Source organism: Xanthomonas sp. NCPPB 1132, assembly GCF_056629235.1.
In genome coordinates this window covers 666,345-689,348 of record NZ_CM152819.1, presented here as the reverse complement: position 1 = coordinate 689,348, position 23,004 = coordinate 666,345, and the positions used below count along the sequence as shown (strand labels likewise).

Below are 23,004 nucleotides of genomic sequence, written 5' to 3'. Positions count from 1 at the left end.
GGCTCACCCCGGCGGCGACCGCACCGCACCTGGCGGCACGGTCGCATGCAGGGACGTCACTTCTTCTTCGGGATGTACAGGTCGGTGATGGTGCCGTCGTAGACCTCGGCGCTCATGCCGACCGACTCGCTCAGGGTCGGATGCGCGTGGATGGTGTGGCCGATGTCCTCGGCCTCGGCGCCCATCTCGATCGCCAGGCCGATCTCGGCCAGCAGGTCGCCGGCGTGCACGCCGACGATGGCGCCGCCGATGATGCGGTGCGTCTCCTCGTCGAAGATCAGCTTGGTGAAGCCCTCGGTGCGGCCGATGCCGATGGCGCGGCCGCTGGCCGCCCACGGGAACTTGGCCACGCCTACCTTCAGCCCCTTGGCCTTGGCCTCGGTCTCGGTGACGCCGACCCAGGCGATTTCCGGGTTGGTGTAGGCCACCGACGGAATCACCCGCGCCACCCACTCCTTCTTCTCGCCGGCGGCCACTTCCGCGGCCAGCTTGCCCTCGTGGGTGGCCTTGTGCGCCAGCATCGGGTTACCGACGATGTCGCCGATGGCGAAGATGTGCGGCACGTTGGTGCGCATCTGCCGGTCGACCGGAATGAAGCCGCGCTCGGTGACGTTGATGCCGGCCTTGTCGGCGCCGATCTTCTTGCCGTTGGGCGCGCGGCCCACCGCGACCAGCACGCGGTCGTAGGTGGTGGCGGCCAGCGCCGGGCTCTCGCCCGCGGTGGCGGCCTCGAAGGACACGGTGATGCCCTTCTTGTCGGCCTTGACCTCAGCCGCCTTGGTCTTGAGATGGACCTCCACGCCCTGCTTCTTCAAGCGGTCGGCCAGCGGCTTGACCAGGTCCTTGTCGGCGCCCGGCATCAGCTGGTCCATGAACTCGACCACGGTGACCTTGCTGCCCAGCGCGCTGTACACGGTGGCCATTTCCAGGCCGATGATGCCGCCACCGACCACCAGCAGGGTCTTGGGGATCTCCTGCAGTTCCAGCGCGTCGGTGGAGTCCATCACCCGCTTGTCGTCCCACGGGAAGTTCGGCAGCTTCACCGCCTGCGAGCCGGCGGCGACGATGCAGTGCTCGAAGCGCAGCAGTTGGGTCTTGCCGTCGGCGCCGACGATTTCCAGCTCGTTCGGCGACACGAACGACGCCACGCCGGTGACGGTGCGCACCTTGCGCTGCTTGGCCATGCTGGCCAGGCCGCCGGTGAGCTTGCCGACCACCTTCTCCTTGTACTCGCGCAGCTTGTCCAGGGTGATCTTGGGCTTGCCGAAGTCCACGCCGAAGTCGCCGGCATGGGCGACCTCGTCGATCACCGCGGCCGCGTGCAGCAGCGCCTTGGAGGGAATGCAGCCGACGTTGAGGCAGACGCCGCCGAGGCTGGCGTAGCGCTCGATCAGCACCGTATCCAGGCCCAGGTCGGCGGCACGGAACGCGGCGGTGTAGCCACCGGGGCCGGCGCCGAGCACCACCATCTTGCATTCGATGTCGGCGGGCTTGCCGCTGGCCAGCGCCGGCTTTGGTGCCGGCGGCTCGGCCGGTGCGCGGTGCGACGGCGCCACCGGCGGCTTGCTGGCCGGCACTTCGGCCGGGGCCGCGGCGGGCGCGCCGGCGGCGGCACCATCGGCGGTCTCCAGCAGCGCGATCACCGCGCCCTCGGACAGGGTGTCGCCGAGCTTGACCTTGAGCTCCTTGATCACGCCGGCGGCCGCGGACGGCACTTCCAGCGTGGCCTTGTCCGACTCCAGCGTCACCAGGCCCTGATCCTTCTTCACCGTATCGCCGACGGCGACCAGCACCTCGATGACCGGAACGTCGCTGTAGTCGCCGATATCCGGGACCTTGACCTCAATGACCGCCATGCAGCTTCTCCTGTGGCCCTTCGCCGCGGCGAGGGGCGTTTGCAGTTCGTCGGCGCGACCGCGCAAACACGCGGCGCGCGCAGGTGGGGGAAAACCGGCGCCGCGACGGACGCGGCGCCGTGACGACAGGGCTTACAGCAGCACGCGGCGCATGTCCGCCAGCACCTGGCTCAGGTAGGTGGTGAAGCGCGCGGCGGCGGCGCCGTCGATGACCCGGTGGTCGTAGCTCAACGACAGCGGCAGCATCAGCTTCGGCGCGAATTCCTTGCCGTTCCAGACCGGCTGGATCGACGACTTGGACACGCCCAGGATCGCCACTTCCGGCGCATTGACGATCGGGGTGAAGGCGGTGCCGCCGATGCCGCCGAGCGAACTGATCGAGAAGCAGCCGCCGCTCATGTCGGCCGGGCCGAGCTTGCCGTCGCGCGCCTTCTTGGCCAGCTCGCCGCTCTCGCGCGCCAGCTCGACCACGCCCTTCTTGTCCACGTCGCGGATCACCGGCACCACCAGCCCGTTCGGGGTGTCGGCGGCGAAGCCGATGTGGAAGTACTTCTTCAGGGTCAGGTTCTCGCCGCTGGCATCGAGCGAGGCGTTGAACTCGGGGAACTGCTTCAGCGCCGCGGCGCTGGCCTTGAGCAGGAAGGCGAGCATGGTCAGCTTGATGCCGGCCTTCTCGTTTTCCTTGTTCAGCGCCACGCGCAGGGCTTCCAGGTCGGTGATGTCGGCCTGCTCGAACTGGGTGACGTGCGGGATCATCGCCCAGTTGCGCGCCAGGTTGGCGCCGGAGATCTTCTTGATCCGCGACAGCGGCTTGACCTCGACCTCGCCGAACTTGGCGAAGTCCACCTTCGGCCACGGCAGCAGGTTCAGGCCATTGCCGCCGGCGGCCGGCGCAGCACCAGCGGCCACCGGCGCGGCGCCGGACAGCGCCGCCTTGACGTAGCGCTGCACGTCGTCCTTGGTGATGCGACCGCCCTGCTCCGAGCCGCTGACCTGGAACAGGTCCACGCCGAGTTCGCGGGCGAACACGCGCACCGCCGGGCTGGCGTAGGGCACCTTCTGCGGCAGCACGCTGTCGGCGTCGAACGCCACCGGCGGGCTGCTCTGGGTGGCGGACGGCGCGGCGGCCTTGGCCGGCGCCGTCGCCTGGACCTGGGCGATCTCGCGCTGGGCCAACTTGTCCGGCGCGGACGAGGTCGGCACCGGCTCCACGCCGCCGCCGGTCTCGGCGCTGGGCTGGACCGCGGACGCGGCCGGCGCGTCGGCATCGCTGCCGGCCACCTCGATCAGCGCCACCACCTTGCCTTCGGACAGGCTGTCGCCGACCTTGACCTTGAGTTCCTTGACCACGCCGGCCACCGACGAGGGCACTTCCATCGTCGCCTTGTCCGACTCCAGGGTGACCAGGCCCTGGTCCTTCTTGACCGTGTCGCCGACCGCGACCAGCACTTCGATCACCGGCACGTCGCTGTAGTCGCCGATGTCCGGCACCCGCGCCTCGACCACGCCGGCGGGTGCGGCCGCGGCCGGGGCCGGCTTGACCGCGTTCTGTGCGGGTGCGGCGGCCGGGGCGGCGGCCTGCTGGGCCGGCGCGGGCGTGGCCTTGGCGGCCGCAGGCGCGGCGGCTGCGGCACTGGCGCCACCCTCGGCCACTTCGATCAGCGCCACTACCTTGCCCTCGGACAGGCTGTCGCCGACCTTGACCTTGATCTCCTTGACCACGCCGGCGAACGGCGACGGCACTTCCATCGTCGCCTTGTCCGACTCCAGGGTGACCAGGCTCTGGTCCTTCTTCACCGTGTCGCCGACGGCCACCAGCACTTCGATTACCGGGACGTCGCTGTAGTCACCGATATCGGGGACAAGTGCTTCCTTGATTTCGGCCATGCGGGGAACTCCGGCAACTGATGAGGGGGAAACCCCTATTGTGGCGGCCCGCAGCCGCAGCGCCAACCTTTGCCGGGCAAAAACCCCGATCGCCGACGCGCGCGGGCGCTGCCGGCGGACAGTACGCCGGCGCATGTTGCGCACCCGCGGCGCCCGCCGCCGGTGCGCCGCCTTCACGGCGCCGCGGCTAGGCTCGCCGCAGATTTCCGGAGGGCGGGCATGCGGATCCTGGTGCTGTTGATGGCGTTGGCGATGCCGCTGGTCGCCTGGTTCGGGCAACGTGGCGCGTTCGGCCCCACAAATGGCGCCATTTCCGACCGCTACCCCACCCTGATCGTCGCCGCCGGCTATGCCTTCGCGATCTGGGGCGTGATCTTCCTGCTCGACCTGGCCTTCGGCCTGTGGCAATGCAGCGCGCGGCGCCGCCGCGGCAGCGCGCTGGCGCAGGTGCGGGCACCGGCGGCGCTGGGCTTCGCGCTGACCGCGGCGTGGATGCCGGTGTTCTCGCAACAGCACTTCCTGCTGGCGCTGGCAGTGATCTGGACCGCGCTGGCGGCGATGCTGCTGGCCGCGCTGCGGCTGTCGCGCGATCCGTCAGCCGAGCCCGGCCAGACCCTGTGGGCGTGGCTGCCGCTGTCGCTGCATGCCGGCTGGCTGTCGCTGGCGGCGTTCCTGAACACCGCGCAGGTGATCGTGGCCTATCGCTGGCTTTCGACCGAGCGGATGCTGCCGTGGAGCCTGGTGCTGTTCGCGCTGGCGGCGGCGCTGCTGCTGGGCATGAACCGGGCGATGCGCGGCAACCTTGCCTATGCGGCGGCGGCGCTGTGGGCGCTGGCGGCGGTCTATGTCAAACAGGCCGAGAGCACGCTGGCCGGTGCGCAGACCGCGGCGTGGGTAGCGCTGTCGCTGGCCGTCGTGCTGGCGCTGCAGACCCTGTGGCTGCGCAAGCGCACGCGGCGCTGATTGATCGGCGCAACGTCGACCTGTTGTCGCCTTATCGCCACGCAACGCGCTCTCGTAGGAGCGGCTTCAGCCGCGACAAAGTTATCGGGAGAGCCTCGTCGCGGCTGAAGCCGCTCCTACGCGTATGTGCCGCCTGCCGGATTAAAGGGCCTTTCAATCGCCGGCCGTTGGCGCGCGCAGCCATTGCTGCAGCGGAGCCCACGCCTGCAGCAGGCGTGGCCAGGCGAAGGCGGCATTGGCCGGACTGCTGGACGGCAACGACAACAGTACCAGCGGCGGATCGCGCGGCGGCAACTGCGGCTGCACGAAGCGCGCGAACGCCTGCGCCGCTGCCGCGCCATTGCAGGCGATGACGCGCAGTTGCGGCAACTGCGCGATGCGCTCGGGCAAGGCATTGGGCACTTCGCTGCCGCGCACGATCGCCGCATCCAGACTGCCGCGGCGGCGGCACTGGCCGATGACATCCCACAGGCCGACGCCGGCTTCGTGCAATGCCTGCATGCGCGCTTCGGCGTCCAGCGCCGCATCGAAGCCGCACAGCGCCGCCATCAGCGGCCAGAACCGGTTGCGCGGATGCGCGTAGTAGCGCGCCTGCTGCAACGATGCCGCACCGGGCATGGAGCCGAGCAGCAGCACCCGGCAATCGTCGCGTATCTGCGCGGGCAGACCCTGCAGCAACGGCTGCGTCGTCACGTCGTGCGCATCTGGATGAACAGCCAAAAGTCTTAAAACCTCGTTATTTCAAGCGCAGAGCGCATGTGGCTGAACGTCGTCTGCATTGGTCCGGCGAGGGTCGGCAACGATTCATCTTCTCATCGATACGGTGTGCGCGCCCACTCCCGTGGCCCCACAAGAACAAGATGAGGAGATATCCCATGCGGTCCATTCAGATCCTGAGCCTGGCTGTCGTGTCCGCCCTTGCGTTTGCGCCCGCCGCATTCGCACAGGATGCCGATACCGCGTCCGGCAAGCACTTCTCCGTCGTCGGCAGCGCGACCCTGCTCGACCCGCACTCCAAGCCGGCGGCCGGCCTCGACGTCGATGGCGGCCCGGCGCCGACCATCAGCGCCAGCTGGCTGATCGACGACAACTGGGCGGTTGAACTGTGGGGCGCTGCCGACAAGTTTAACCACCGCGTCAAGGCCGACGGCATCGGCAAGGTCGGCACCGTCGAGCAGCAGCCGATCGCGCTGAGCGGCCAGTACCACTTCGGCCAAGCGGACAACGTGTTCCGTCCGTTCGTCGGCGTCGGTTACTACGAGTCCAACTTCAGCAACGAGAAGCTCGCCGGCCTCAACGCCGACCAGCACGTCAGCCTGGACACCGCCAAGGGCGCCATCGGCACCGTCGGCGTGGACATGAACATCAACTCCACCTGGTTCGCCCGTGCCGATGCGCGCTACATGCGCTCGCGTCCGGAGCTGAAGGTCGCCGGCGAAGGCACCGGCGAAGACCTGAAGCTGGATCCGTGGCTGTTCAGCTTCGGCGTCGGCGCGCGCTTCTAAGCGTTCCTTCTCCAGCGCTTCATGCAAACGGGCCCGAAAGGGCCCGTTTGTTTTTGCGCGTGCGCTGGACTGGGAGCGCGACCAGCGCAGACAGCATTGCGCGTGCGCGCAGGCGCGGCGGCCTTCAGCGCGGCGAGCGGTCGAAACCGCGGTAGCGGTCGAAACGACGCAGGCGCCGCCGCAACAACCAGGCGTAGGCGCAGGCATAACCGAGCAGCAATGCGGCGGCGGCCAGCAGGCTGGCGTGGCTCATCCAGCCCTGGGTCGGCCAGGCCGCGCCATCGACGAGGCTGCGCCAGCCCTGCCACAGCCCGGCGCCGATGCGCACCGCCACCAACGCGGTCAGGCCCAGCACCAACCACAGGTTCGGCGTGTAGTGCAGGCCGTGCGGCAGCGGCTCGAAGCGGGTGACGCCGATGCCGAGCGCACCCAACAGCACGCCGCAGCCCCAGCCCGCCAGTGCGTACATGGCGGCGTCCGGCCACCAGTGCCCGGCGATCACGGCAAAGACGAGCAGCACGCCGCTGGACAGCAGCGCCGACCATAGCTGCACCGCGACCAGCCAGCCACGCGCCTGACGCCGCGCAGTACCGACACGAAAGCGCTGCAGCAGCGACAGCGGCAACAGCACCGCCGTCACCGCCAGCGCGATCACGATCGCCAGCGGAATGGCCAGCAGCAGCGGCATGCGTGCAGGTCGATCAGAACGCCGGCAGTACGGCGCCCTGGTACTTGCGCTGGATGAAGGCCTTCACTTCCGGGCTGGTCAGCGCCTTGGCCAGCTTCTGCACGCGCGGATCGTCCTTGTTGTCGGGACGTGCGACCAGGAAGTTCACGTACGGCGAATCCTTGCTCTCGATCGCCAGCGCGTCGCGGGTCGGATTGAGGCCGGCGTCGAGCGCGTAGTTGGTGTTGATCAGCGCCAGGTCGACCTGGTCCAGCACCCGCGGCAGCATCGCCGAATCCAGCTCGCGGAACTTCAGCTGTTTTGGATTGGCGACGATGTCGCGCTGGGTGGAGAGCGCATTGCTCGGATCCTTGAGCTTGATGACCCCGGCCTTGTCCAGCAGGATCAGCGCGCGGCTGTTGTTGCTGGGATCGTTGGGGATGACCACGTCGGCGCCCTGCGGCAGTGCGTCCAGCGACTTGTAGCGGCGCGAGTAGGCGCCGAACGGCTCGATGTGCACGCCGACCACGGTGACCAGGTTGCTCTTGCGGTCGCGGTTGTAGGCCTGCAGGTAGGGCTCGGTCTGGAAGTAGTTCACGTCGATCTGCTTCTGCACCACCTGGTCGTTGGGCTGCACGTAGTCGTTGAACACGCGCACGTCCAGGGTCAGCCCCTGCTGCTCCAGCATCGGCTTGACCACCTCCAGGATCTCGGCGTGCGGCACGGCGGTGGCGGCGACGCTGAGGTGGTCGCCGGCGGCGCCGGCATCGGGCTTGCCGCAGCCGCCGAGCACGAGCACGGCGCTGGCGAGCAGGAGGCGGAACGAGAATCGGGTCATGGCAGGTATCCGGGGAAACGGGGGGAGTGGAGGAGCGCGACCCGCGGCCGCGATGCGTGCACGCTAGCAGACGGCCGTGCAGGCGGGGCGATCCATGCGCGCAGGAGCGGCTTCAGCCGCGACCGCTCCACCGGTCGGGGGCGCGGCTGAAGCCGCTGCTACCGCGGTACGCAGGACATCAGCGCCGGCTGTAGTGCGCGACCAGGCGGTCGCCGAGCATCTGCAACGCCTGCACCAGCAGCAACAGGATCACCACCGTCACCAGGGCCACGTCGGCGTGCGAGCGCTGGTAGCCGTCGCGGTAGGCCAGGTCGCCGAGGCCGCCGGAGCCGATCGCGCCGCCCATCGCGGTGAAGCCGATCAGGGCGATGGTGGTCACCGTGGCGCCGGCGATCAGGCCCGGCCGCGCTTCCGGCAGCAGCACCCGCGTCACCAGTTGCCAGGTGGTCGCACCCATCGCCAGGCTGGCCTCGACCACGCCGCGGTCCACTTCGCGCAGCGCGGTCTCCACCAGCCGCGCGTAGAACGGCGCCGCGCCCACCACCAGCGGCAGAATCGCGCCGCGCACGCCCAGCGAGGTGCCCATCGCCCACAGCGTCAGCGGGATCATCGCGATCATCAGGATGATGAAGGGGACCGAACGCAGCACGTTGATGACCAGCGCCAGGCCGCCGTACAGCAGCGGCTTCTGGTGGGTCTGGCGCGGGCCGGTGAGGAACAGCAGCACGCCCAGCGGCAGGCCGATCAGCAGGGTCAGCGGCAGCGAGCCGCCGAGCATCAGCAGCGTATCGACGGTAGCGCGGCCGATCTCGCTCCATTTGCCGGCATCGAGATTGCGGAAGAAGCCGGTGGCGGCGGTGGCGAACGGACTCATCGGCGCAGTTCCTGCACATGCACGCCGGCCGCGACGAATTCGGCCTGCGCCGCATCCATGTCGCCGCCGACCAGGGCCACGGTCAGCTGGCCGTAGGGGGTGTCCTTGATCCGGTCGATGCGCCCGGACAGGATGTTGTAGTCCACCGCGGTGGCGCGGGCGATGCGCCCGAGCAGCGGCGCGTAGGTGTCGGCGCCGAGGAAGGTCAGCCGCAGGATGCGCCCGTCCACCGCGGCGAGGTCGCGGTACAACTCGCCCTCGTCGACGTGCTCGGCTTCGGAGACGAAGCGCTTGGTGGTCGGATGCTGCGGATGCAGGAACACCTCGGTGACCGGCCCGCTTTCGACCAGGTGCCCGGCATCGAGCACCGCCACGCGATCGCAGACGCGGCGGATCACTTCCATCTCGTGGGTGATCAGCACGATGGTCAGGCCCAGCTCGCGGTTGATCTGTGCCAGCAGCGCCAGCACCGAGGCGGTGGTCTGCGGGTCCAGCGCACTGGTAGCCTCGTCGCACAGCAGGATCCGCGGGCGCGTGGCCAGGGCGCGGGCGATGCCGACGCGCTGCTTCTGCCCGCCCGACAGCTGCGCCGGGTACTTGTCCGCATGCGCGGCCAGCCCGACCCGCTCCAACAGTTCGGCCACGCGCGCGTCGATCTCGGCGCGCGGCGTGCCGGCCAGTTCCAGCGGGAACGCGACGTTGCCGGCGACCGTGCGCGAGGACAGCAGGTTGAAGTGCTGGAAGATCATGCCCACGCGCTGGCGCAGCGTGCGCAGCCCGGCACGGTCCAGCGCGGTGACGTCCTCGCCGTCGATGATCAGGCGACCGCCGCTGGGTTCCTCGAGCCGGTTGATCAGCCGGATCAGGGTCGACTTGCCGGCGCCGGAATGGCCGATGATGCCGAACACCTCGCCGGCCTCGATGCGCAGGTCGAGCGGATGCAGCGCCACGACCGGCTGGCCGACGACGGAATAGGACTTGTGCAGGCGCTCGAACTGGATCAACGCGCGGGACCGGCAGCGACAGGGGGCGCAAAGCCTAGCAGGCCGAGATGGCGTGCGTTATTCCATTCGATTCTAACGTACGCGCACATCGCGGGGCCTAGGGCCGCGCCTGCGGCGGCGGATGCGCCACCGCGCGGACCCGCTCGCGATGCAGCAGGTACAGGCCGCTGGCGACGATGATCGCCCCGCCCACCCAGGTCCAGGCATCGGGCAGCTTGCGCCACAGCAGCCAGTCCCACGGAATCACCCACAGCAGGCCGCTGTACTCCAGCGGCGCGACCAGCGAGGCATCGCCACGGCGGAACGCCTGGGTCAGCGCCACCTGGCCCAGCGCCCCGGCCAGGCCCATGCCGGCGATCCAGCCGGTGTCGGCCGGGCGCAGCGGGGTCCACTCCGGCAACGCCAGCGCACCGGCGCCCAGCGCCATGATCAGCAGGAACCACACCACCAGCGACTGCGAGGTGTCGGTGCGCGCCAGCAGGCTGACCAGCACCGAGGCCACCGCATAGGCGATGGCCGCCAGCAGCACCATCAGCCCCGGCAGCGAGACGAACCCGTCCATGCCCGGGCGCAGCACCACCAGCACGCCGACCAGGCCGACGCCGATCGCCGCCCAGCGCCGCGGGCCCACGTATTCGCCGAGCAGCGGCACCGACAGCGCCGCCACCAGCAGCGGCGCGACGAAGTAGATGGTGTAGGCGGTGGACAGCGGCAGGCTGCGCAAGGCCCAGGCGAAGCAGCCGATCATGGCGATGCCGAGCACGCCGCGCAGCAGGTGCAAGCCCCAGCGCACCGGCCAGATCGCGCGCGGCCCGGCGCTGGCCAGCACCCACACCAGCACGAACGGCAGCGAGGCGCCGCCGCGCAGCGCTGCGACCTGCAGCGCCGGATAATGCGTGCTCAGCTGCTTCATCGACGCATCCATCAGCGAAAAGAACGCGACCGCGGCGATCATCCACGCAGCGGCGGCGGCATTGGAACGGGAGTTGGGCATCGGCGCATTATCGCCGCGATCGGCGACGTGCGTGGTGCGGGGGACATCGCGTCGGGACTGAAGTCCCTCCCACAATGGCTCCAGCCGGCGCACCGGCCGATGCCGCTTCTTGTGGGAGCGACTTCAGTCGCGACGCGCGGCGCCCACCAACGCACGACATTGCGCAACGCGCCGGAACCAACATCCATCCCACGCTGCACCTGCCAGCCCCTGCGACACCTGCGCTGCCACTTCCCACCTGCCGCGCCCCACTCCTCGCCCGCACGTCTTACGATAGGCATCTTTGCCGAGGACTTGCCCATGCCTTCCTTCGATATCGTGTCCGAAGTCGACAAGCACGAACTGACCAATGCCGTCGACCAGGCCAATCGCGAGCTGTCGACGCGCTTCGACTTCAAGGGCGTGGACGCCAAGTTCGCGCTCGACGACCAGGTCATCACGCAATCGGCGCCCAGCGATTTCCAGGTCAAGCAGATGACCGACATCCTGCGCGCGCGCCTGCTGGCGCGCGGCATCGACGTGCGCTGCCTGGAATTCGGCGACCTGGAGACCAACCTGGGCGGCGCGCGGCAGAAGATCACCGTCAAGCAGGGCATCGAGCAGAAGCTGGGCAAGAAGATCGTCGCCACGCTCAAGGAGGCCAAGCTCAAGGTGGAAGCGCAGATCAACGGCGACAAGCTACGGGTCAGCGGCAAGAAGCGCGACGACCTGCAGGACGCGATCGCGCTGCTGAAGAAGAGCGATTTCGAGCTGCCGCTGCAGTTCGACAATTTCCGCGACTGAGGCCGCCGCGCAAACGCCTCGCGCGCCCTCGCCTCGCCGGTGCGAGGGTGCAGGACGACCATCGCATGGCGATGGATCGCCTGCACTCGATCGCACGATGCCGTCGCCGTGGTGCGTGGCTGCACGTGGGCGCTCGAAGCCTAGCACCGCAGTTGCGGGCTAGGCGCCCTCGGTGACGCCCGCGGCCAGCATCCGCCGCCCTTGCGCCACGTCGGCCTCCAGGTCGTGCTCCCAGATCCAGTCGAAGCGCTGCGCCAGCGTCTGCGCCAGCCGCGTATCGTCGGCACCGGCCTGCGGATCGCGCAGCTCGTACAGCTCGCCGGCCTCGCGCGAGGTGCGCTGCACGCGGCAGGCGCGCGGCAGGCGCAGGCGCTCGTAGACCTGCAGCAGGGCCGGCAGATCGCCGCGCGTCAGGCCAGGCGTGGCCAACAACTGCGCCAGCAGATAGGCGTCCTCCAGCCCCTGCCCGGCGCCGGCGCCCTGGTGCGGCAGCATCGCGTGCGCGGCATCGCCGATCAGCGCCAGCCGCCCGTGCACGTAGCCAGGCAGCTCGGCCAGATCGTGCAGCGCCCAGTGCGTGGGCGTGTCGATGCACTCCAGCAGCGTACGCGCGGCCTCGCCCCAGTGCGCGAATGCCTCCAGCATCTCGCGGCGGCTGGCCTCGCGCACCCAGGCCTGGCCGGCACGCCATTGCGGCGCCGGCTCGCTGCGGTCGGAGACGAAGGCGACCACGTTGATCAGCCTGCCCTGCTTCACCGGGAAGGTGAGGATGTGCGCGTCCAGGCCCAGCAACATCTGCGGCACGTCGACCAGGTGCGCGTCCACGCCGCGGGCGGCGAAGGCGGCGCGCAGCCGCGCGGCGTCGATCAGGCCGCGATAGGCGCAGGTGCCGGTGAAACGCGGTTCCGCCGGCGCGTGGCCGAGCGCGCGCAGCACCTCGCCGCGCAAGGCGGACTTGATGCCGTCGGCGGCGATCAGCACATCGCCCTCGTACTGGCTGCCGTCGGCGAAGCGCACGCGCGCCACGTCGGCGTCCTGCTCCACGGCGACCGCGCGTTTGCCGAACCTGGCCAGCCCGAACGGCAGGCGGGTGGCCAACGCGTCGAGGAAGTCGGCGCGGTGCACCGACGACTGGCCGACGCCGGACGCCAGGGTCTGCCCCAGCAGCCGCGCGTCCTCGCCGCGGCGCCATTCGAACCAGACGTCCTGCCATGGAGCGGGGGTGCGGTCGGCGAGTTCGGCATAGGGCTCGCCCATGCCAAGGCCGGCCAGCGCGCGTACCGCGTTGGGGCCGAACGAGACGCCGGCGCCGATTTCACCGAAGGCCGGCGCCGATTCGAACAGTTGCACGTCGAGATGGCGGTGCCGGCACAGGCCCAGGGCCAGACCGACGCCGGCGATGCCGCCGCCGACGATGCCGATGCGCAGGGGGGATGCAGGATTCATCTGGAGTCTCCGGTGGGGAAGGTCAGTCGCGGCCGGCCAGCAGGATTTTCTCGGCCAGCAGCGCAGGCGCGCTGAAGCACACTTCGTGGCTGCCCGGCAGGCTGACCAGACGGTAGGCGCCCAGGCGCGCGCTCAGCCGCGGATGCCAGCCGTACTCGCCCGGCGGCAGTGCCACATCGTCGGTGGCATAGAGCCAGCTGCGCGGGATCTGCAGCTCCTGGAAGCGCTTGAGCGGTACCGCGTCGAAATGGCTGCGCGCCGGGGTCGGGCTCAACTGCGCGTACGCCTGCTGCGCCTGCGCCAGGTCGGCGTCGCCGATGAAGCCGTCGCGCCAGATCGGAAACGGCAGCATGATGCCGCCGTCGGCATCGACCGCGTTCTTCCACAGCGCCTGGTAGTGCGGCGGCAACAGGTCGAACAGCGCCTCGCCGTCGCGCAGCACGAAGGCGTTGTGGAAGATCAGCCGCTTGCAGCGCTCCGGCTCCTCCTCGGCCAGGCGTTGCACGATGCTGCCGCCCCAGCTGTGGCCGAGCACGACCAGGTCGCGCAGGTCGTGGCGGCGCACGTAGTCCACCACCGAGGCCAAGCAATCGGCGTGCGAGACGCGCTTGTCGGCGCCCACGCCATGTCCGGCGATGGTCGGGGCGTGCACCTGCACGCCGTGCGCGCGCAGATGCGCCGCGACGCCGTCCCAGGCGTGGCCGTCGTGCCAGGAACCGTGCAGCAAAAGATAGGTTTGCATGGGGTCGTCTCCGTGTGGCTCAGCGGAAGGTCCAGCCGAGGCCGAAAGTGAGATAGGTGAGGTCGCGGGTCCCGGCCTGCACGCCGCCGCTGGCGACCGAACCGCCCGGTGCGTGGGTGACGCTGCCGGTCAGCGACAGCTGCGGCGACAGCCGCCAGGTCGCGCCAAGCGCGTAGTGGCGGTACTGCGCCAACGGCGCCAGCACCGCGAGTTGCGCCTGGCTGTCGGGGATCAGCTGGCTGGCGCGCGAGTAACCAAGCCGCAGCGACCAAGCATCGTTGAGGCGGTAATCGGCGCCGAACCGGAACACGCGCTGGCTGTGCCAGCCGAAGCCGGGGCCGTCCGCGTCGCCGAGTGCGCCGCCCTGGTCGATGCGGTTGCCGTAGGCACGCTCGCCGGACCAGTCGATCCACAGCCAGTCGGCGGCCAGGGTCAGCCCCGCGTTGGGCTGCCAGGCCAGGCCGGCACCGGCCTGCTGCGGCAGATCCAGGCGGCCATCCGGCAGCAGTCCGCGGTAGCGCTGCAGGCGGCCGAAGCGGATGCGGCTGGACCAAGTGACGCCTGCATTCAACCCAGGCGCCAACTGGCCGTACCAGCCCAGCGCCACGCCATAGCCGTACGCGGCGTCGGCACCGGCCGACTGGAAGCCGATCCCCTCCAGACCGGCGATGTGCAGGCGCTGGTAGGCCAGCCTTGGAGAGACGCCCAGGTACTGGCGCTCGCCCACGCGCCACGCCAGGGTCGGCGCCAGCACCAACTGCTGCAGCTTGGACAGCGTGTCGTGGCTGCCGTACACCGGTGCACCGTAGTCGAGCGCCACGCCATGGCCGAACACCGACACGCCCAGGCTCAGGTCGTCGTTGAGTTGGCGGTTGTAGCCGGCGGTCGGCACCGGGATCAGCGCATCGTCCTTGTAGCGCGCCGTGCCGACCTGGCTGCGCACCGGCGCAGAGATCAGGGTGAGGTCGGCATCGACGCGGTCGCCGACCGCGCCCATGCCGGCCGGGTTGTTGGCCGACGCCGCCGCGTCCAGCGGCAGGGCGATCGACGTGCCGGCCAGCCCCTGGGTCTGCGCGCCGTAGCCGGGCAAGGCGACGCCATTGTTGGCGGCGGCACCGCCGGAAACCGCCGCCAAGGTCCACAGCAGCGTGGTCCAGCGTGGCGCGCCCTGTCGTTGCGCCCTGCGGCGCGTTGGATGTGCGAACTGCTGCATGATCGGGCCCTCCCTCCGAGCCGATGCGTGGATGCGGCCGCCGGCAGGCGGCGCGCAGGGATCCGTACCGCCACCGAAAGCGGCGGCGGCAGCGGGATGCCAGGAACTGAAGACGGCGTTGTCGCTGCGCCGCGGCCGCAACGTGGCCGTGGCGCGAACTCGGCTAGGCGGCCACGCGGCGCCGCGCCGGATTGGCCTGGTTGTCGACGCCGTCGACCAGCGGGGTCAGGTGGAAATCGAAGGCGATCTCGGCGAACGGGCCGTCCACGCCGTTGGCAGCGATGCTGGCCGGGTCGCTGTGCTCGACGATCGCCGGCACCAGGCCGTCGCGGGTGGCGTAGGCGAAGTCGTCGTCGACCAACGGGTCGCCGGCGATGTTGATCTGCGTGGTCAGCTTGCGATGGCCGTCGGCACCGATGAAGAAGTGGATGTGCGCCGGGCGCTGGCCATGCCGGCCGAGCGCGAACAGCAGGCGTTCGGTCGGGCTGCCTGGCGGCACACCGTAGCCCTTGGGCACGATGCTCTGGAAGCGATAGCGGCCCTGGGCATCGGCGATGATGGTGCGGCGCATGTTGAACGGCGCCTGCTTGCCGGTCGGATCGAAGTGCGAATAGAAGCCACGCGTGTCGCAGTGCCAGACCTCGACGCTGGCGCCGGGCAGCGGGCGGCCGTCGGCGCCGTACACGGTGCCGTGCATGACCAGGGTGTGGCCGTTTTCGTCGCTGCCGTCGTCGAGCCGGGCGACGCCGTGCGCCACCGGCGCGCCGGCCACGTACAGCGGCCCTTCGATGGTACGCGGGGTCGGGTTGTCGATGCCCAGTTCGGCGTCGATGGCATCCAGGCGCAGGTCCAGGAAGTGGTCCAGGCCCAGCCCCGGCGAGATCAGCCCGGCCTGCCCGGCCGCGCCGAGGTCGTTGAGCCAGGCGATCGCCGCCCAGTATTCATCCGGCGTGATCTCCAACTCGTCGATGCTGCGGAACAGATCCGAGAGCACGCGGTGCACGATCTGCTTCACCCGCGGCGCGCCGCCCGGCATGTCCAGCCCGCTGACCTGGCGCAGGAACGCCTGCACATCGGGGGTGGCGAAGATCTTGACGCTCATGGTGATGCCCTTCCTTTCTCGTGGTGGCGATGGCGGCCGAGACACGTCCCCTCCCGAGGGAGCGTCCGCAGCGGAACTAGCGATCGTCCTCGTGCAGCGACGAGGGGTGGCGGCACAGCGGGGTGACCGCGATGCGCATGTAGGGGAACAGCGGCAGCGACAGCAGCAGCGCGTGCAGTTCGGCGTTGTCGGCCACGTCGAAGATGCTGACGTTGGCGTACTGCCCGACCACCCGCCAGATGTGCCGCCAACGGCCATCGCGCTGCAGCTCCTGGAAACGCGCTTTTTCATCGCGCTTGAGCTGCTCGGCGCGCTCGGGCGGCATGTCGGCGGGCAGGTTCACCTCCATGGTCACATGGAACAGCATGGTCAGCCCTCCACGGTGGCGCTGACCGCCACCACGCTTCCGCCGCGATCGCGGCGGAAGGCCTGCACCTGCGCCTCGTCCAGCGCGATGCCCAGGCCGGGGCCGGTGGGCAGTTGCAGATGGAAATCGGCGTAGCGCAGCGGCTCGGTCAGCAGGTGCTCGGTGAGCAGCAGCGGCCCGAACAGTTCGGTGCCCCACTGCAGTTGCGGGAAGGTGGCGAACACCTGCGCCGAGGCGATGGTGCCGATCGGCCCTTCCAGCATGGTGCCGCCGTACAGGCCGATGCCGGCCGCCTCGGCGATGGCAGCGACCTTCTGCGCGGCGATCGGCCCGCCGGACGGCTCGATCTTCACTGCGAACACGTCGGCCGCCGGCGCCCGCGCGGCCAGGAACGCGCTCTCCGGCCCGGCCAGGATCTCGTCGGCCATCAACGCCAGCGGGAAGCGCTGCATCAGCCGCTGCATCGCCTCGCGCGAGGCCACCGGCTGCTCGACCAGCTCGCAGCCGGCATCGGCCAGTGCCGGCAGCGCGCGCACCGCCTCGGCCTCGCTCCAGGCCATGTTGACGTCGACCCGCACCGCGGCACGCGCACCCAGCGCACGCTTGATCGCGGCCACGTGGGCGATGTCCTCGGCCGGTGGCCGCGCGCCGATCTTCAGCTTGAACACCTGGTGCCGGCGCAGGTCCAGCAGTTGCTCGGCCTCGGCGATGTCGCGCGCGGTGTCGCCGGAGGCCAGGGTCCAGGCCACCGGCAGGCGCTCGCGCAGGCGCCCGCCCAGCAACTCGGACAGCGGCAGCCCGACGCGCTTGCCCTGCGCGTCCAGCAGCGCGGTCTCCACGGCGCACTTGGCGAAGTGATTGCCCTTGACCTGCTTGCCGATGCGCTGCATCAGCGCCTGCACGCCGGTGGCGTCGGCGCCGGCCAGCAGCGGCGCCAGGTAGCGGTCGATCGCCAGCTTCATGCCTTCCGGACTTTCCGCGCCGTAAGCCAGGCCGCCGATAGTGGTGCCTTCGCCCAGGCCGACCACGCCATCGGAGCAGTGCAGGCGCACCAGCATCAGGGTCTGCCCCTGCATGGTCGCCACCGACAGGCGGTGCGGGCGGATGGTCGGCAGGTCGAGCAGCAGGGTCTCGACGCGTTCGACGGTGGGGGCGGTACGGCGGGTGGGAGTCGGCAACGGGTCCATGCGGTCCACACTGCGCCGGCCGCGTGGTCACGTCCAAGACTCTCTCCGTCAATCATATCTAAACTCTTGTTTTTGAAAGGGTTTGTGTTTGGGTGAGAAATCGCGGGCAGGGCACAAATCGGGGCACAACTCCGATGGCACTTCCCCACTATCTCACCCGTTCGGCCTCCGGGCGCTTTGTCTTCCGTATGCGTATTCCCGCCGACCTGCGCGGCACATGCGGGCGTGACTTCATCAAGCATGGACTTGGCGCTGACCTGCTGGCGGCGCGGCTGGCCGCGCTTCGTCTGTCCTCCCGCTATGCTGCGGCTTTCGACACCATCAGGGGGCGGGGCATGGCGAAAGACGAAGTGGGGGAACTGCTGGAGCGCCTGAAAGACGGCAAGTTCATGGAGTTGACGCTAGAGCGCACGCACCGCGCTGACGGCTCGATTGTTGAGCGCTGGCAGATGGACAATGACGATGACGTGCGGCTTTACCAGCAGGCCACCGCGAAACGCCATGCCATCATTGCCGCCGACGCCTTGCCTGCGCCGATTCCTGCGCCGATTCCTGCGCCGCCGCGCGTTGCCGAAGTCATTGCGCTGGGCATGGCGCGCACGGCGTGGCTAAAGTCCATCGAAGCCATCACCCTCCCCAAGACGTTGACCATCAAGCGCGCGGCCGTGTCCGCGCTTGTGCGCTACCTCGGCCACTTCAAGACGCTCGACACCATCACCCGCGCGGATCTTGCGCGCCTGTATCAGCACCTGCGTGACGGCGGCGCGTCAACGCCCACGCTCACCAACAAACAAAGTTACTTGTCTGGGTTCTTCGCATGGGCGCAGGCGTCGGGCCACTATCCAACAGGGGACAACCCCGCCGCTGGACATATTCGATACGGGGTCAAGGAAAAGCGGCAGCGCAGGAAACTGGGATTTAAGGCGTTCACCCTTGAACAGGTGCAGACCCTTTTTCACCCCGACACCTTCGCGCGCTTGTCGCCGGGGACTCGCTGGGCCGCGTTACTGGGCTTGTATGCCGGTGCGCGCGCCAGTGAGGTCGGGCAACTGCTGTTGACCGATGTGGAGACAGTGGACGGGGTGCCGTCCCTTCTTATCACCGACGAGGGCGAGCACCAGAAACTAAAAACCGAAGCCTCTAAACGGCTGGTGCCGTTGCACCCGGACTTGTTGGGGCTGGGCTTCCTTGACCATGTGGAAGGTTTACGGGCGCGCGGCGATGTGCGGCTTTTCCCGCAGGCGCTGGCAACGGCGAAAAACGGCGCCGGCAATTGGATTTCCAAAGCGTTTGGCTACTACTTACGCAAGCGCTCCGGTGACTGGAAGCGGGCCAAGCGCGGTTTTCACAGCCTGCGCAAGACGGTCATTCAGGAGTTGCAGGGGGCAGGTGTCCCGTCGGAAATGCGGGCGCAACTGGTGGGCCATGAACTCGACGACGAACACCATGCAACTTACAGCAGGCCGTTCACCATCGCCGAAAAACTCAACGGCGCAGGCACGTCGCCGGGGTTGGCCGTGCTGGCTTACGGGCTGGACTTGGACGCGCTGCGCCCGCTGCTGACCGCTTCAGTGAGTAGGCGACGGGCGAAGACGCCGGGGCGCAAGCCTTCCGTGGCTGCGGCTACGCGTAAGCGCTCGCCGACTTCCGGCGGCAAGTAGAGGTCCAGTCGCTCGCGGCGTTCTCGGTATCTGTGGAGTTTCTGGGCGGTGGGCATTGGCTGACACTAGCGCGCCTTCCGGAGACGGCAAGGGTCCACTTGCCAAGTCCCGGAAACCTGCTTGCATGGAGGTATACCAACTTTCAGCCAGCACGCCGCCATGTTTTTTAGTCGCAAGAAAACCGTCAGCTCTTCCCCATTGTTGGACGGTGTAAAACCGTCCAACAATGGGGGGAGGAGTGGCAGGCTGGAGCGAGAGCGGAAGCCGAAAGGCCACGCCGGGGGCGCAGCCCCCACGGCCCGGAGCGAGAGCGCAGGGCCGGCGCAGCGTGCGTTAGCACGCGAGCAGGAGCACGGCGGGAGCCGTGCGCCCCGTGCGCCCGAGGCCCGTCCGTCGGCCGTGGCCGAGGGATGGGCGAGCAAGCACGGCGCGGCGCTGGGCGAGCGGACGCAGCAGGCACGGTTTGCCGCCATGGGCAGCGGCAAGCCGTGGACGCTGCACGCCGACGAGCAGACGCGGGCGATACTGGCCGACTGCCCGGAGCGGCGCGTAAGCGCGGCCACGGCTGCCAAGTATCGCCGGGCCTACGACAACCTGCGGGCCACCGGCCAGACAGCGTTGGACGCGGCCAGCACGCGCGCGCACTGGGACTTCCTGCGAACAGCCACGCGGTTCTGCATGGAAGCCGATGTGCGGTCGTGGCGTGCGGCGTCCGAGCGTGCGCGCAAGCGCGGCGACCTGGACAGCGCACAGCGCCGCACCGAGCGCGCGTTCCGGCTGGCGTCGGTCATGGACGAAGAGTTCATGCAGCGCCAGCGCCGGACCTGGACGCACAAGGCGGCCGAGATGAAGGCGGCCGGGCAGCGTCTGGTTTCAAAATCCAAGCGCAGCACGTCCGCGCCTGTCGCGGAGGTGGCGGCGGTCCTGCTGCTGTCCAAGCAGGAGCGAGTGCAAGCCCGGCACGCGGAGCGGCTGATTGTGCTGGCGCTAACGGGCGCGCGCCCGGAGGAGTTGAAGGCCGGGGTTCGGCTGACCACGGCCACCACGCCGAAGGGACGCCCTATGCTGCGTATCACGTTGACCGGCGCAAAATTCGACGAGACGCGCGGGCATGAAGCCCGGCAGTTGAGTTTCCCGGCGTCCTCGGGCGTGGAAGCGAAACTAGCAGCCAAGGTCGCCGCGCACGGTGGCTGTTGGACACTTGAGACCACCGACGCCGACCACCGCAGCTTGAACCGTGTGCTGAAGACGGCCGGGGTGTCCTGTTACTCGTTCCGACACCAGCAGGGTAGCGAGCTGAAAGCGGCGGTGGCTAGCGGGACCATCACCGACACCGAAGCGGCGGCGGCCATGGGCCACCGCTCGACGGCCAGCCTTGCCTACTACGGTTCGCGCAGCCGCGCCCACGGCGGTCGGAAGATGCGTGCCGTTGCCACCGAACAGGCGCAAATCCGCACGGTACCGGTGACGTTTACCGCCAAGGCAGCGGCCCGCGCTGCGCGGGCCGCCCGTGCCGGGATTGGGGCTGCGCCCCCGGCCGCCGCGCCGGCAACGCCGGCGCCGAGGGCGGCAACACCGTCTCAGAAGTCTCCGGCAAAGAAGGGGCGGCCCAGAATCTAAGGTTTAGAACTGAAGGCCAAGTGCCGCCGCTCGCTCTTGCTGTTCATCAGCCTGCTTAAAAAACGCTTCTTCAGCCCGGCGGATGAGGGCGATATCCAAATCATGGAATGGATAGAGGTGGCCGCGTTTCTCGACTTCTTTCAGCACCTCGCCAAGCGCTACGACGAGAGTCGTTTTAATGCCAGGCTGATTCGCGTATTCCTCGAAGCCGGCAGCCAGAGCGATAGCCGCAGTGGCTATCTTATGCGGCGGCTTCCCATACTTCCCATCGAATACATCTGGCTGGTGAGCCCAGCAGAGCGCGACTAGCCGGGTCGTTAGGGCTTGAGGGTCGCCCTCCAATATGCCGCTTGCAGTGACTTGGTCGAGCACTCCCCGAACTGCGGCTCCTGCCTGTGCCATCCTGACGGTGCGCGTTACACCACTGAAAAGTCCCATTTTTCTCTATCCCCCTGTCCTAAGCCTTGGCATGGTGCCAACTCTGGTTGAGTGCGACAAGCGCCCTTCTGCTTTAGACTCACACGAGGCACATTCAAGGGCACATTTCCATTTGTGCTTTGCCCTGCGGTTCAATGGGTTGGAGCTATCTCAAGTTCATCCCACTCTCTCAGTCTCGCTCCATACCTTTTTGGTATGTTCTTGGCGCAATCCGCATGGTTGCTGGCTTTACTGCAGCGCAACATACCTCCAACGAGCACGAATTCCGATGGACCTGCGCCAACTCCGCTACTTCGTCGCCGTCGCCCGCGAGCGCAACTTCACCCGCGCCGCCGAGCTGCTGCACATCGCGCAGCCGCCATTGAGCCGACAGATCCAGCAGTTGGAGGAGCAGTTGGGCACACGCCTGATCGTGCGCAGCAGCCGCCCGCTGCGGCTGACCGACGCCGGCAAGCTGTTCTACGAAGAAGCGCTGCAGGTACTGGGCCGGGTCGAGCAGATGCAGGATGCCGCGCGCCGGCTCGGCCGCAGCGAGCAGCGCGTGTTCGCCATCGGCTTCGTCGCGTCCGCGCTGTACGGCGGCCTGCCCATGCTGGTGCGGCGGCTGCGCCAGCAGCGACCGGAGTTGGACATCCGCCTGCTGGAACTGATGTCCGGCGAGCAGATCGAAGCGTTGAAGACCGGCCGCATCGACCTGGGCGTGGGCCGCATCCGTCACGACGACGAGATGGTGGAGCGGTTCGTGCTACGCGAGGAACGCCTGGTGGTCGCGCTGCCGATGGAGCATCCGCTGGCCGCATCCGACGCCCCACTGGCGCCGGACGCGCTGAACGCGCAGCGGCTGATCGTCTACCCCAACCAGCCGCGGCCGAGCTTCGCCGACCAGGTGCTGTCGCTGCTGCGCGACCGCGGCATCCGCCCGCTGGCGGTGCAGGAAGTGCGCGAACTGCAGACCGCGTTGGGCCTGGTCGCTGCCGAGATGGGCCTGTGCGTCATCCCGGCCTCGGTGCGGGTGCTGCGCCGCGACCTGCACTACCGCCTGCTCGACGACGCGCACGCGACCTCGCCGATCATCCTCAGCCACCGCCGCAACGACGGCTCCGATCTGCTGCCGCTGATCAAGCAGCTGATTCGCCAGATGTACGCGGAAACGCCGACGTGGCTGGACACCGCCTACAATCGTCTGCATCTCCCCTAGGCCACTTCCGCGACCGATGCACGACGAGACTCCTGGCGACGCGCCCGACTACCTGGGCGACACCCGCCGCTGGCTGGAACGGGCGGTGATCGGCCTGAACCTGTGCCCCTTCGCCAAGGCGGTGCACGTCAAACAGCAGATCCGCTACGTGCTCAGCGATGCGAGCACGCCCGAGGCGCTGCTCGAACAACTGGCCGAGGAACTGGTGCTGCTGCGCGACACCCCGGCCGAGCAGATCGACACCACGCTGATCGTGCATCCGGACGTGCTGCAGGACTTCCTCGACTACAACGACTTCCTCGACAACGCCGACGCCGCGGTCGAGGCGCTGGACCTGCAGGGCATCCTGCAGGTGGCCAGTTTCCATCCGCAGTACCAGTTCGCCGGCACCGCGCCGGACGACATCGGCAACTACACCAACCGCGCGCCCTACCCCACCCTGCACCTGCTGCGCGAGGACAGCGTGGAACGCGCAGTAGCAGCGTTCCCGGACGCGGACGTGATCGTCGAGCGCAATCTGCAGACCCTGGAGAAGCTGGGGCTGGAGGGCTGGAAGCGGGCGGTAGAGGGGCGGGATTCGTAATTGGGGATTGGGGATTGGCAAAGGCGGGGCCCGGCCGTTGCCAATCCGCTTTACGCCGCGCATCCGGTGTAGGAGC

The 23,004-nt window shown here is 68.9% G+C and carries 22 protein-coding genes; 8 read left to right on the top strand and 14 right to left on the bottom strand.

Translation table 11 applies throughout. The features are described from left to right. Nucleotides 1-56: 56 nt before the first annotated feature. Together lpdA and aceF are read right to left on the bottom strand one after the other, a co-directional pair. Complete coding sequence (lpdA, locus tag AC1G9L_RS03065; protein WP_481070253.1) at nt 57-1,856, bottom strand: dihydrolipoyl dehydrogenase; 1,800 nt, start codon at nt 1,854-1,856, stop codon at nt 57-59. Between the two features lie 132 nt (nt 1,857-1,988). Then, on the bottom strand, nt 1,989-3,743 hold the full coding sequence (aceF, locus tag AC1G9L_RS03060; RefSeq protein ID WP_371182998.1) for a dihydrolipoyllysine-residue acetyltransferase: 1,755 nt from the start codon (nt 3,741-3,743) through the stop codon (nt 1,989-1,991). A gap of 219 nt (nt 3,744-3,962) precedes the next feature. On the opposite strand from aceF, the gene AC1G9L_RS03055 reads away from it, so the two are divergent. Then, a complete protein-coding gene (locus AC1G9L_RS03055; protein WP_019799375.1) occupies nt 3,963-4,706 on the top strand; it encodes a hypothetical protein in 744 nt (247 codons plus the stop codon). Between the two features lie 153 nt (nt 4,707-4,859). Here the strand turns inward: AC1G9L_RS03055 and AC1G9L_RS03050 are convergent, their stop codons facing one another. Then, nucleotides 4,860-5,399 carry a DNA-deoxyinosine glycosylase gene (locus AC1G9L_RS03050; protein WP_019799376.1) on the bottom strand — a complete coding sequence of 180 codons (540 nt, stop codon included), beginning with the start codon at nt 5,397-5,399 and terminating at the stop codon, nt 4,860-4,862. A 182-nt stretch (nt 5,400-5,581) separates the two neighbouring features. On the opposite strand from AC1G9L_RS03050, the gene AC1G9L_RS03045 reads away from it, so the two are divergent. Beyond that, nucleotides 5,582-6,211 carry an OmpW/AlkL family protein gene (locus AC1G9L_RS03045; RefSeq protein WP_010343282.1) on the top strand — a complete coding sequence of 210 codons (630 nt, stop codon included), beginning with the start codon at nt 5,582-5,584 and terminating at the stop codon, nt 6,209-6,211. Between the two features lie 124 nt (nt 6,212-6,335). On the opposite strand, the gene AC1G9L_RS03040 is transcribed toward AC1G9L_RS03045, so the two are convergent. From AC1G9L_RS03040 to AC1G9L_RS03020, 5 genes are all read right to left on the bottom strand, one after another. Next, the gene (locus AC1G9L_RS03040; RefSeq protein ID WP_010343281.1) at nt 6,336-6,899 is read right to left on the bottom strand and encodes a hypothetical protein; all 564 of its coding nucleotides are present in this window, start codon (nt 6,897-6,899) and stop codon (nt 6,336-6,338) included. A gap of 13 nt (nt 6,900-6,912) precedes the next feature. Next, on the bottom strand, nt 6,913-7,716 hold the full coding sequence (locus AC1G9L_RS03035) for a MetQ/NlpA family ABC transporter substrate-binding protein (protein ID WP_019799377.1): 804 nt from the start codon (nt 7,714-7,716) through the stop codon (nt 6,913-6,915). Between the two features lie 178 nt (nt 7,717-7,894). Then, nucleotides 7,895-8,590 carry a methionine ABC transporter permease gene (locus AC1G9L_RS03030; RefSeq protein WP_010343279.1) on the bottom strand — a complete coding sequence of 232 codons (696 nt, stop codon included), beginning with the start codon at nt 8,588-8,590 and terminating at the stop codon, nt 7,895-7,897. After that, nucleotides 8,587-9,594 carry an ATP-binding cassette domain-containing protein gene (locus AC1G9L_RS03025; RefSeq protein WP_019799378.1) on the bottom strand — a complete coding sequence of 336 codons (1,008 nt, stop codon included), beginning with the start codon at nt 9,592-9,594 and terminating at the stop codon, nt 8,587-8,589. The genes AC1G9L_RS03030 and AC1G9L_RS03025 overlap by 4 nt, the downstream gene beginning before the upstream one ends. Before the next feature lie 97 nt (nt 9,595-9,691). Beyond that, nucleotides 9,692-10,588, bottom strand: a complete 897-nt coding sequence (locus tag AC1G9L_RS03020; RefSeq protein WP_152238516.1) for a DMT family transporter — start codon at nt 10,586-10,588, stop codon at nt 9,692-9,694. 300 nt (nt 10,589-10,888) lie between these two features. On the opposite strand from AC1G9L_RS03020, the gene AC1G9L_RS03015 reads away from it, so the two are divergent. Beyond that, complete coding sequence (locus tag AC1G9L_RS03015) at nt 10,889-11,371, top strand: YajQ family cyclic di-GMP-binding protein (protein ID WP_010343276.1); 483 nt, start codon at nt 10,889-10,891, stop codon at nt 11,369-11,371. A 159-nt stretch (nt 11,372-11,530) separates the two neighbouring features. Here the strand turns inward: AC1G9L_RS03015 and salA are convergent, their stop codons facing one another. The 6 genes from salA to AC1G9L_RS02985 form a co-directional block, all read right to left on the bottom strand. Next, the gene (salA, locus tag AC1G9L_RS03010; protein WP_481070252.1) at nt 11,531-12,817 is read right to left on the bottom strand and encodes a salicylate 1-monooxygenase; all 1,287 of its coding nucleotides are present in this window, start codon (nt 12,815-12,817) and stop codon (nt 11,531-11,533) included. Nucleotides 12,818-12,839: 22 nt separating this feature from the next. Further along, on the bottom strand, nt 12,840-13,559 hold the full coding sequence (locus AC1G9L_RS03005; protein WP_019799442.1) for an alpha/beta fold hydrolase: 720 nt from the start codon (nt 13,557-13,559) through the stop codon (nt 12,840-12,842). 19 nt (nt 13,560-13,578) lie between these two features. Continuing rightward, nucleotides 13,579-14,772, bottom strand: coding sequence for an outer membrane protein transport protein (locus AC1G9L_RS03000; RefSeq protein WP_019799443.1), 1,194 nt, complete (start codon nt 14,770-14,772; stop codon nt 13,579-13,581). A 163-nt stretch (nt 14,773-14,935) separates the two neighbouring features. Beyond that, nucleotides 14,936-15,874, bottom strand: coding sequence for a catechol 1,2-dioxygenase (gene catA / locus AC1G9L_RS02995; protein ID WP_019799444.1), 939 nt, complete (start codon nt 15,872-15,874; stop codon nt 14,936-14,938). 76 nt (nt 15,875-15,950) lie between these two features. Continuing rightward, a complete protein-coding gene (gene catC / locus AC1G9L_RS02990) occupies nt 15,951-16,241 on the bottom strand; it encodes a muconolactone Delta-isomerase (protein ID WP_481070251.1) in 291 nt (96 codons plus the stop codon). A gap of 2 nt (nt 16,242-16,243) precedes the next feature. After that, entirely contained in the window at nt 16,244-17,428 is a 1,185-nt protein-coding gene (locus tag AC1G9L_RS02985; RefSeq protein WP_481070250.1) for a muconate/chloromuconate family cycloisomerase, read from the bottom strand. Between the two features lie 134 nt (nt 17,429-17,562). On the opposite strand from AC1G9L_RS02985, the gene AC1G9L_RS02980 reads away from it, so the two are divergent. The 5 genes from AC1G9L_RS02980 to AC1G9L_RS02960 all read left to right on the top strand — a co-directional run bounded on the left by AC1G9L_RS02980 (nt 17,563) and on the right by AC1G9L_RS02960 (nt 22,928). Next, a complete protein-coding gene (locus tag AC1G9L_RS02980) occupies nt 17,563-19,089 on the top strand; it encodes a DUF6538 domain-containing protein (protein WP_019799975.1) in 1,527 nt (508 codons plus the stop codon). 399 nt (nt 19,090-19,488) lie between these two features. Continuing rightward, entirely contained in the window at nt 19,489-20,709 is a 1,221-nt protein-coding gene (locus tag AC1G9L_RS02975; protein ID WP_481070249.1) for a hypothetical protein, read from the top strand. A 36-nt stretch (nt 20,710-20,745) separates the two neighbouring features. Continuing rightward, the gene (locus AC1G9L_RS02970) at nt 20,746-21,018 is read left to right on the top strand and encodes a hypothetical protein (RefSeq protein WP_019800728.1); all 273 of its coding nucleotides are present in this window, start codon (nt 20,746-20,748) and stop codon (nt 21,016-21,018) included. A 397-nt stretch (nt 21,019-21,415) separates the two neighbouring features. Then, complete coding sequence (locus AC1G9L_RS02965; RefSeq protein ID WP_019800729.1) at nt 21,416-22,345, top strand: LysR substrate-binding domain-containing protein; 930 nt, start codon at nt 21,416-21,418, stop codon at nt 22,343-22,345. 16 nt (nt 22,346-22,361) lie between these two features. Next, nucleotides 22,362-22,928: a DUF1415 family protein gene (locus AC1G9L_RS02960; protein WP_019800730.1), complete on the top strand. Its 567-nt coding sequence runs from the start codon at nt 22,362-22,364 to the stop codon at nt 22,926-22,928. Nucleotides 22,929-23,004: the final 76 nt, after the last annotated feature.

Excerpts from the sequence above, each read along its gene's own strand:
- lpdA (WP_481070253.1), bottom strand. The coding sequence starts at position 1,856 with ATGGCGGTCATTGAGGTCAAGGTCCCGGATATCGGCGACTACAGCGAC.
- aceF (WP_371182998.1), bottom strand. The coding sequence starts at position 3,743 with ATGGCCGAAATCAAGGAAGCACTTGTCCCCGATATCGGTGACTACAGC.
- AC1G9L_RS03055 (WP_019799375.1), top strand. The coding sequence starts at position 3,963 with ATGCGGATCCTGGTGCTGTTGATGGCGTTGGCGATGCCGCTGGTCGCC.
- AC1G9L_RS03045 (WP_010343282.1), top strand. The coding sequence starts at position 5,582 with ATGCGGTCCATTCAGATCCTGAGCCTGGCTGTCGTGTCCGCCCTTGCG.
- AC1G9L_RS03040 (WP_010343281.1), bottom strand. The coding sequence starts at position 6,899 with ATGCCGCTGCTGCTGGCCATTCCGCTGGCGATCGTGATCGCGCTGGCG.
- AC1G9L_RS03035 (WP_019799377.1), bottom strand. The coding sequence starts at position 7,716 with ATGACCCGATTCTCGTTCCGCCTCCTGCTCGCCAGCGCCGTGCTCGTG.
- AC1G9L_RS03030 (WP_010343279.1), bottom strand. The coding sequence starts at position 8,590 with ATGAGTCCGTTCGCCACCGCCGCCACCGGCTTCTTCCGCAATCTCGAT.
- AC1G9L_RS03020 (WP_152238516.1), bottom strand. The coding sequence starts at position 10,588 with ATGCCCAACTCCCGTTCCAATGCCGCCGCCGCTGCGTGGATGATCGCC.
- AC1G9L_RS03015 (WP_010343276.1), top strand. The coding sequence starts at position 10,889 with ATGCCTTCCTTCGATATCGTGTCCGAAGTCGACAAGCACGAACTGACC.
- salA (WP_481070252.1), bottom strand. The coding sequence starts at position 12,817 with ATGAATCCTGCATCCCCCCTGCGCATCGGCATCGTCGGCGGCGGCATC.
- AC1G9L_RS03005 (WP_019799442.1), bottom strand. The coding sequence starts at position 13,559 with ATGCAAACCTATCTTTTGCTGCACGGTTCCTGGCACGACGGCCACGCC.
- AC1G9L_RS03000 (WP_019799443.1), bottom strand. The coding sequence starts at position 14,772 with ATGCAGCAGTTCGCACATCCAACGCGCCGCAGGGCGCAACGACAGGGC.
- catA (WP_019799444.1), bottom strand. The coding sequence starts at position 15,874 with ATGAGCGTCAAGATCTTCGCCACCCCCGATGTGCAGGCGTTCCTGCGC.
- catC (WP_481070251.1), bottom strand. The coding sequence starts at position 16,241 with ATGCTGTTCCATGTGACCATGGAGGTGAACCTGCCCGCCGACATGCCG.
- AC1G9L_RS02985 (WP_481070250.1), bottom strand. The coding sequence starts at position 17,428 with ATGGACCCGTTGCCGACTCCCACCCGCCGTACCGCCCCCACCGTCGAA.
- AC1G9L_RS02980 (WP_019799975.1), top strand. The coding sequence starts at position 17,563 with ATGGCACTTCCCCACTATCTCACCCGTTCGGCCTCCGGGCGCTTTGTC.
- AC1G9L_RS02965 (WP_019800729.1), top strand. The coding sequence starts at position 21,416 with ATGGACCTGCGCCAACTCCGCTACTTCGTCGCCGTCGCCCGCGAGCGC.
- AC1G9L_RS02960 (WP_019800730.1), top strand. The coding sequence starts at position 22,362 with ATGCACGACGAGACTCCTGGCGACGCGCCCGACTACCTGGGCGACACC.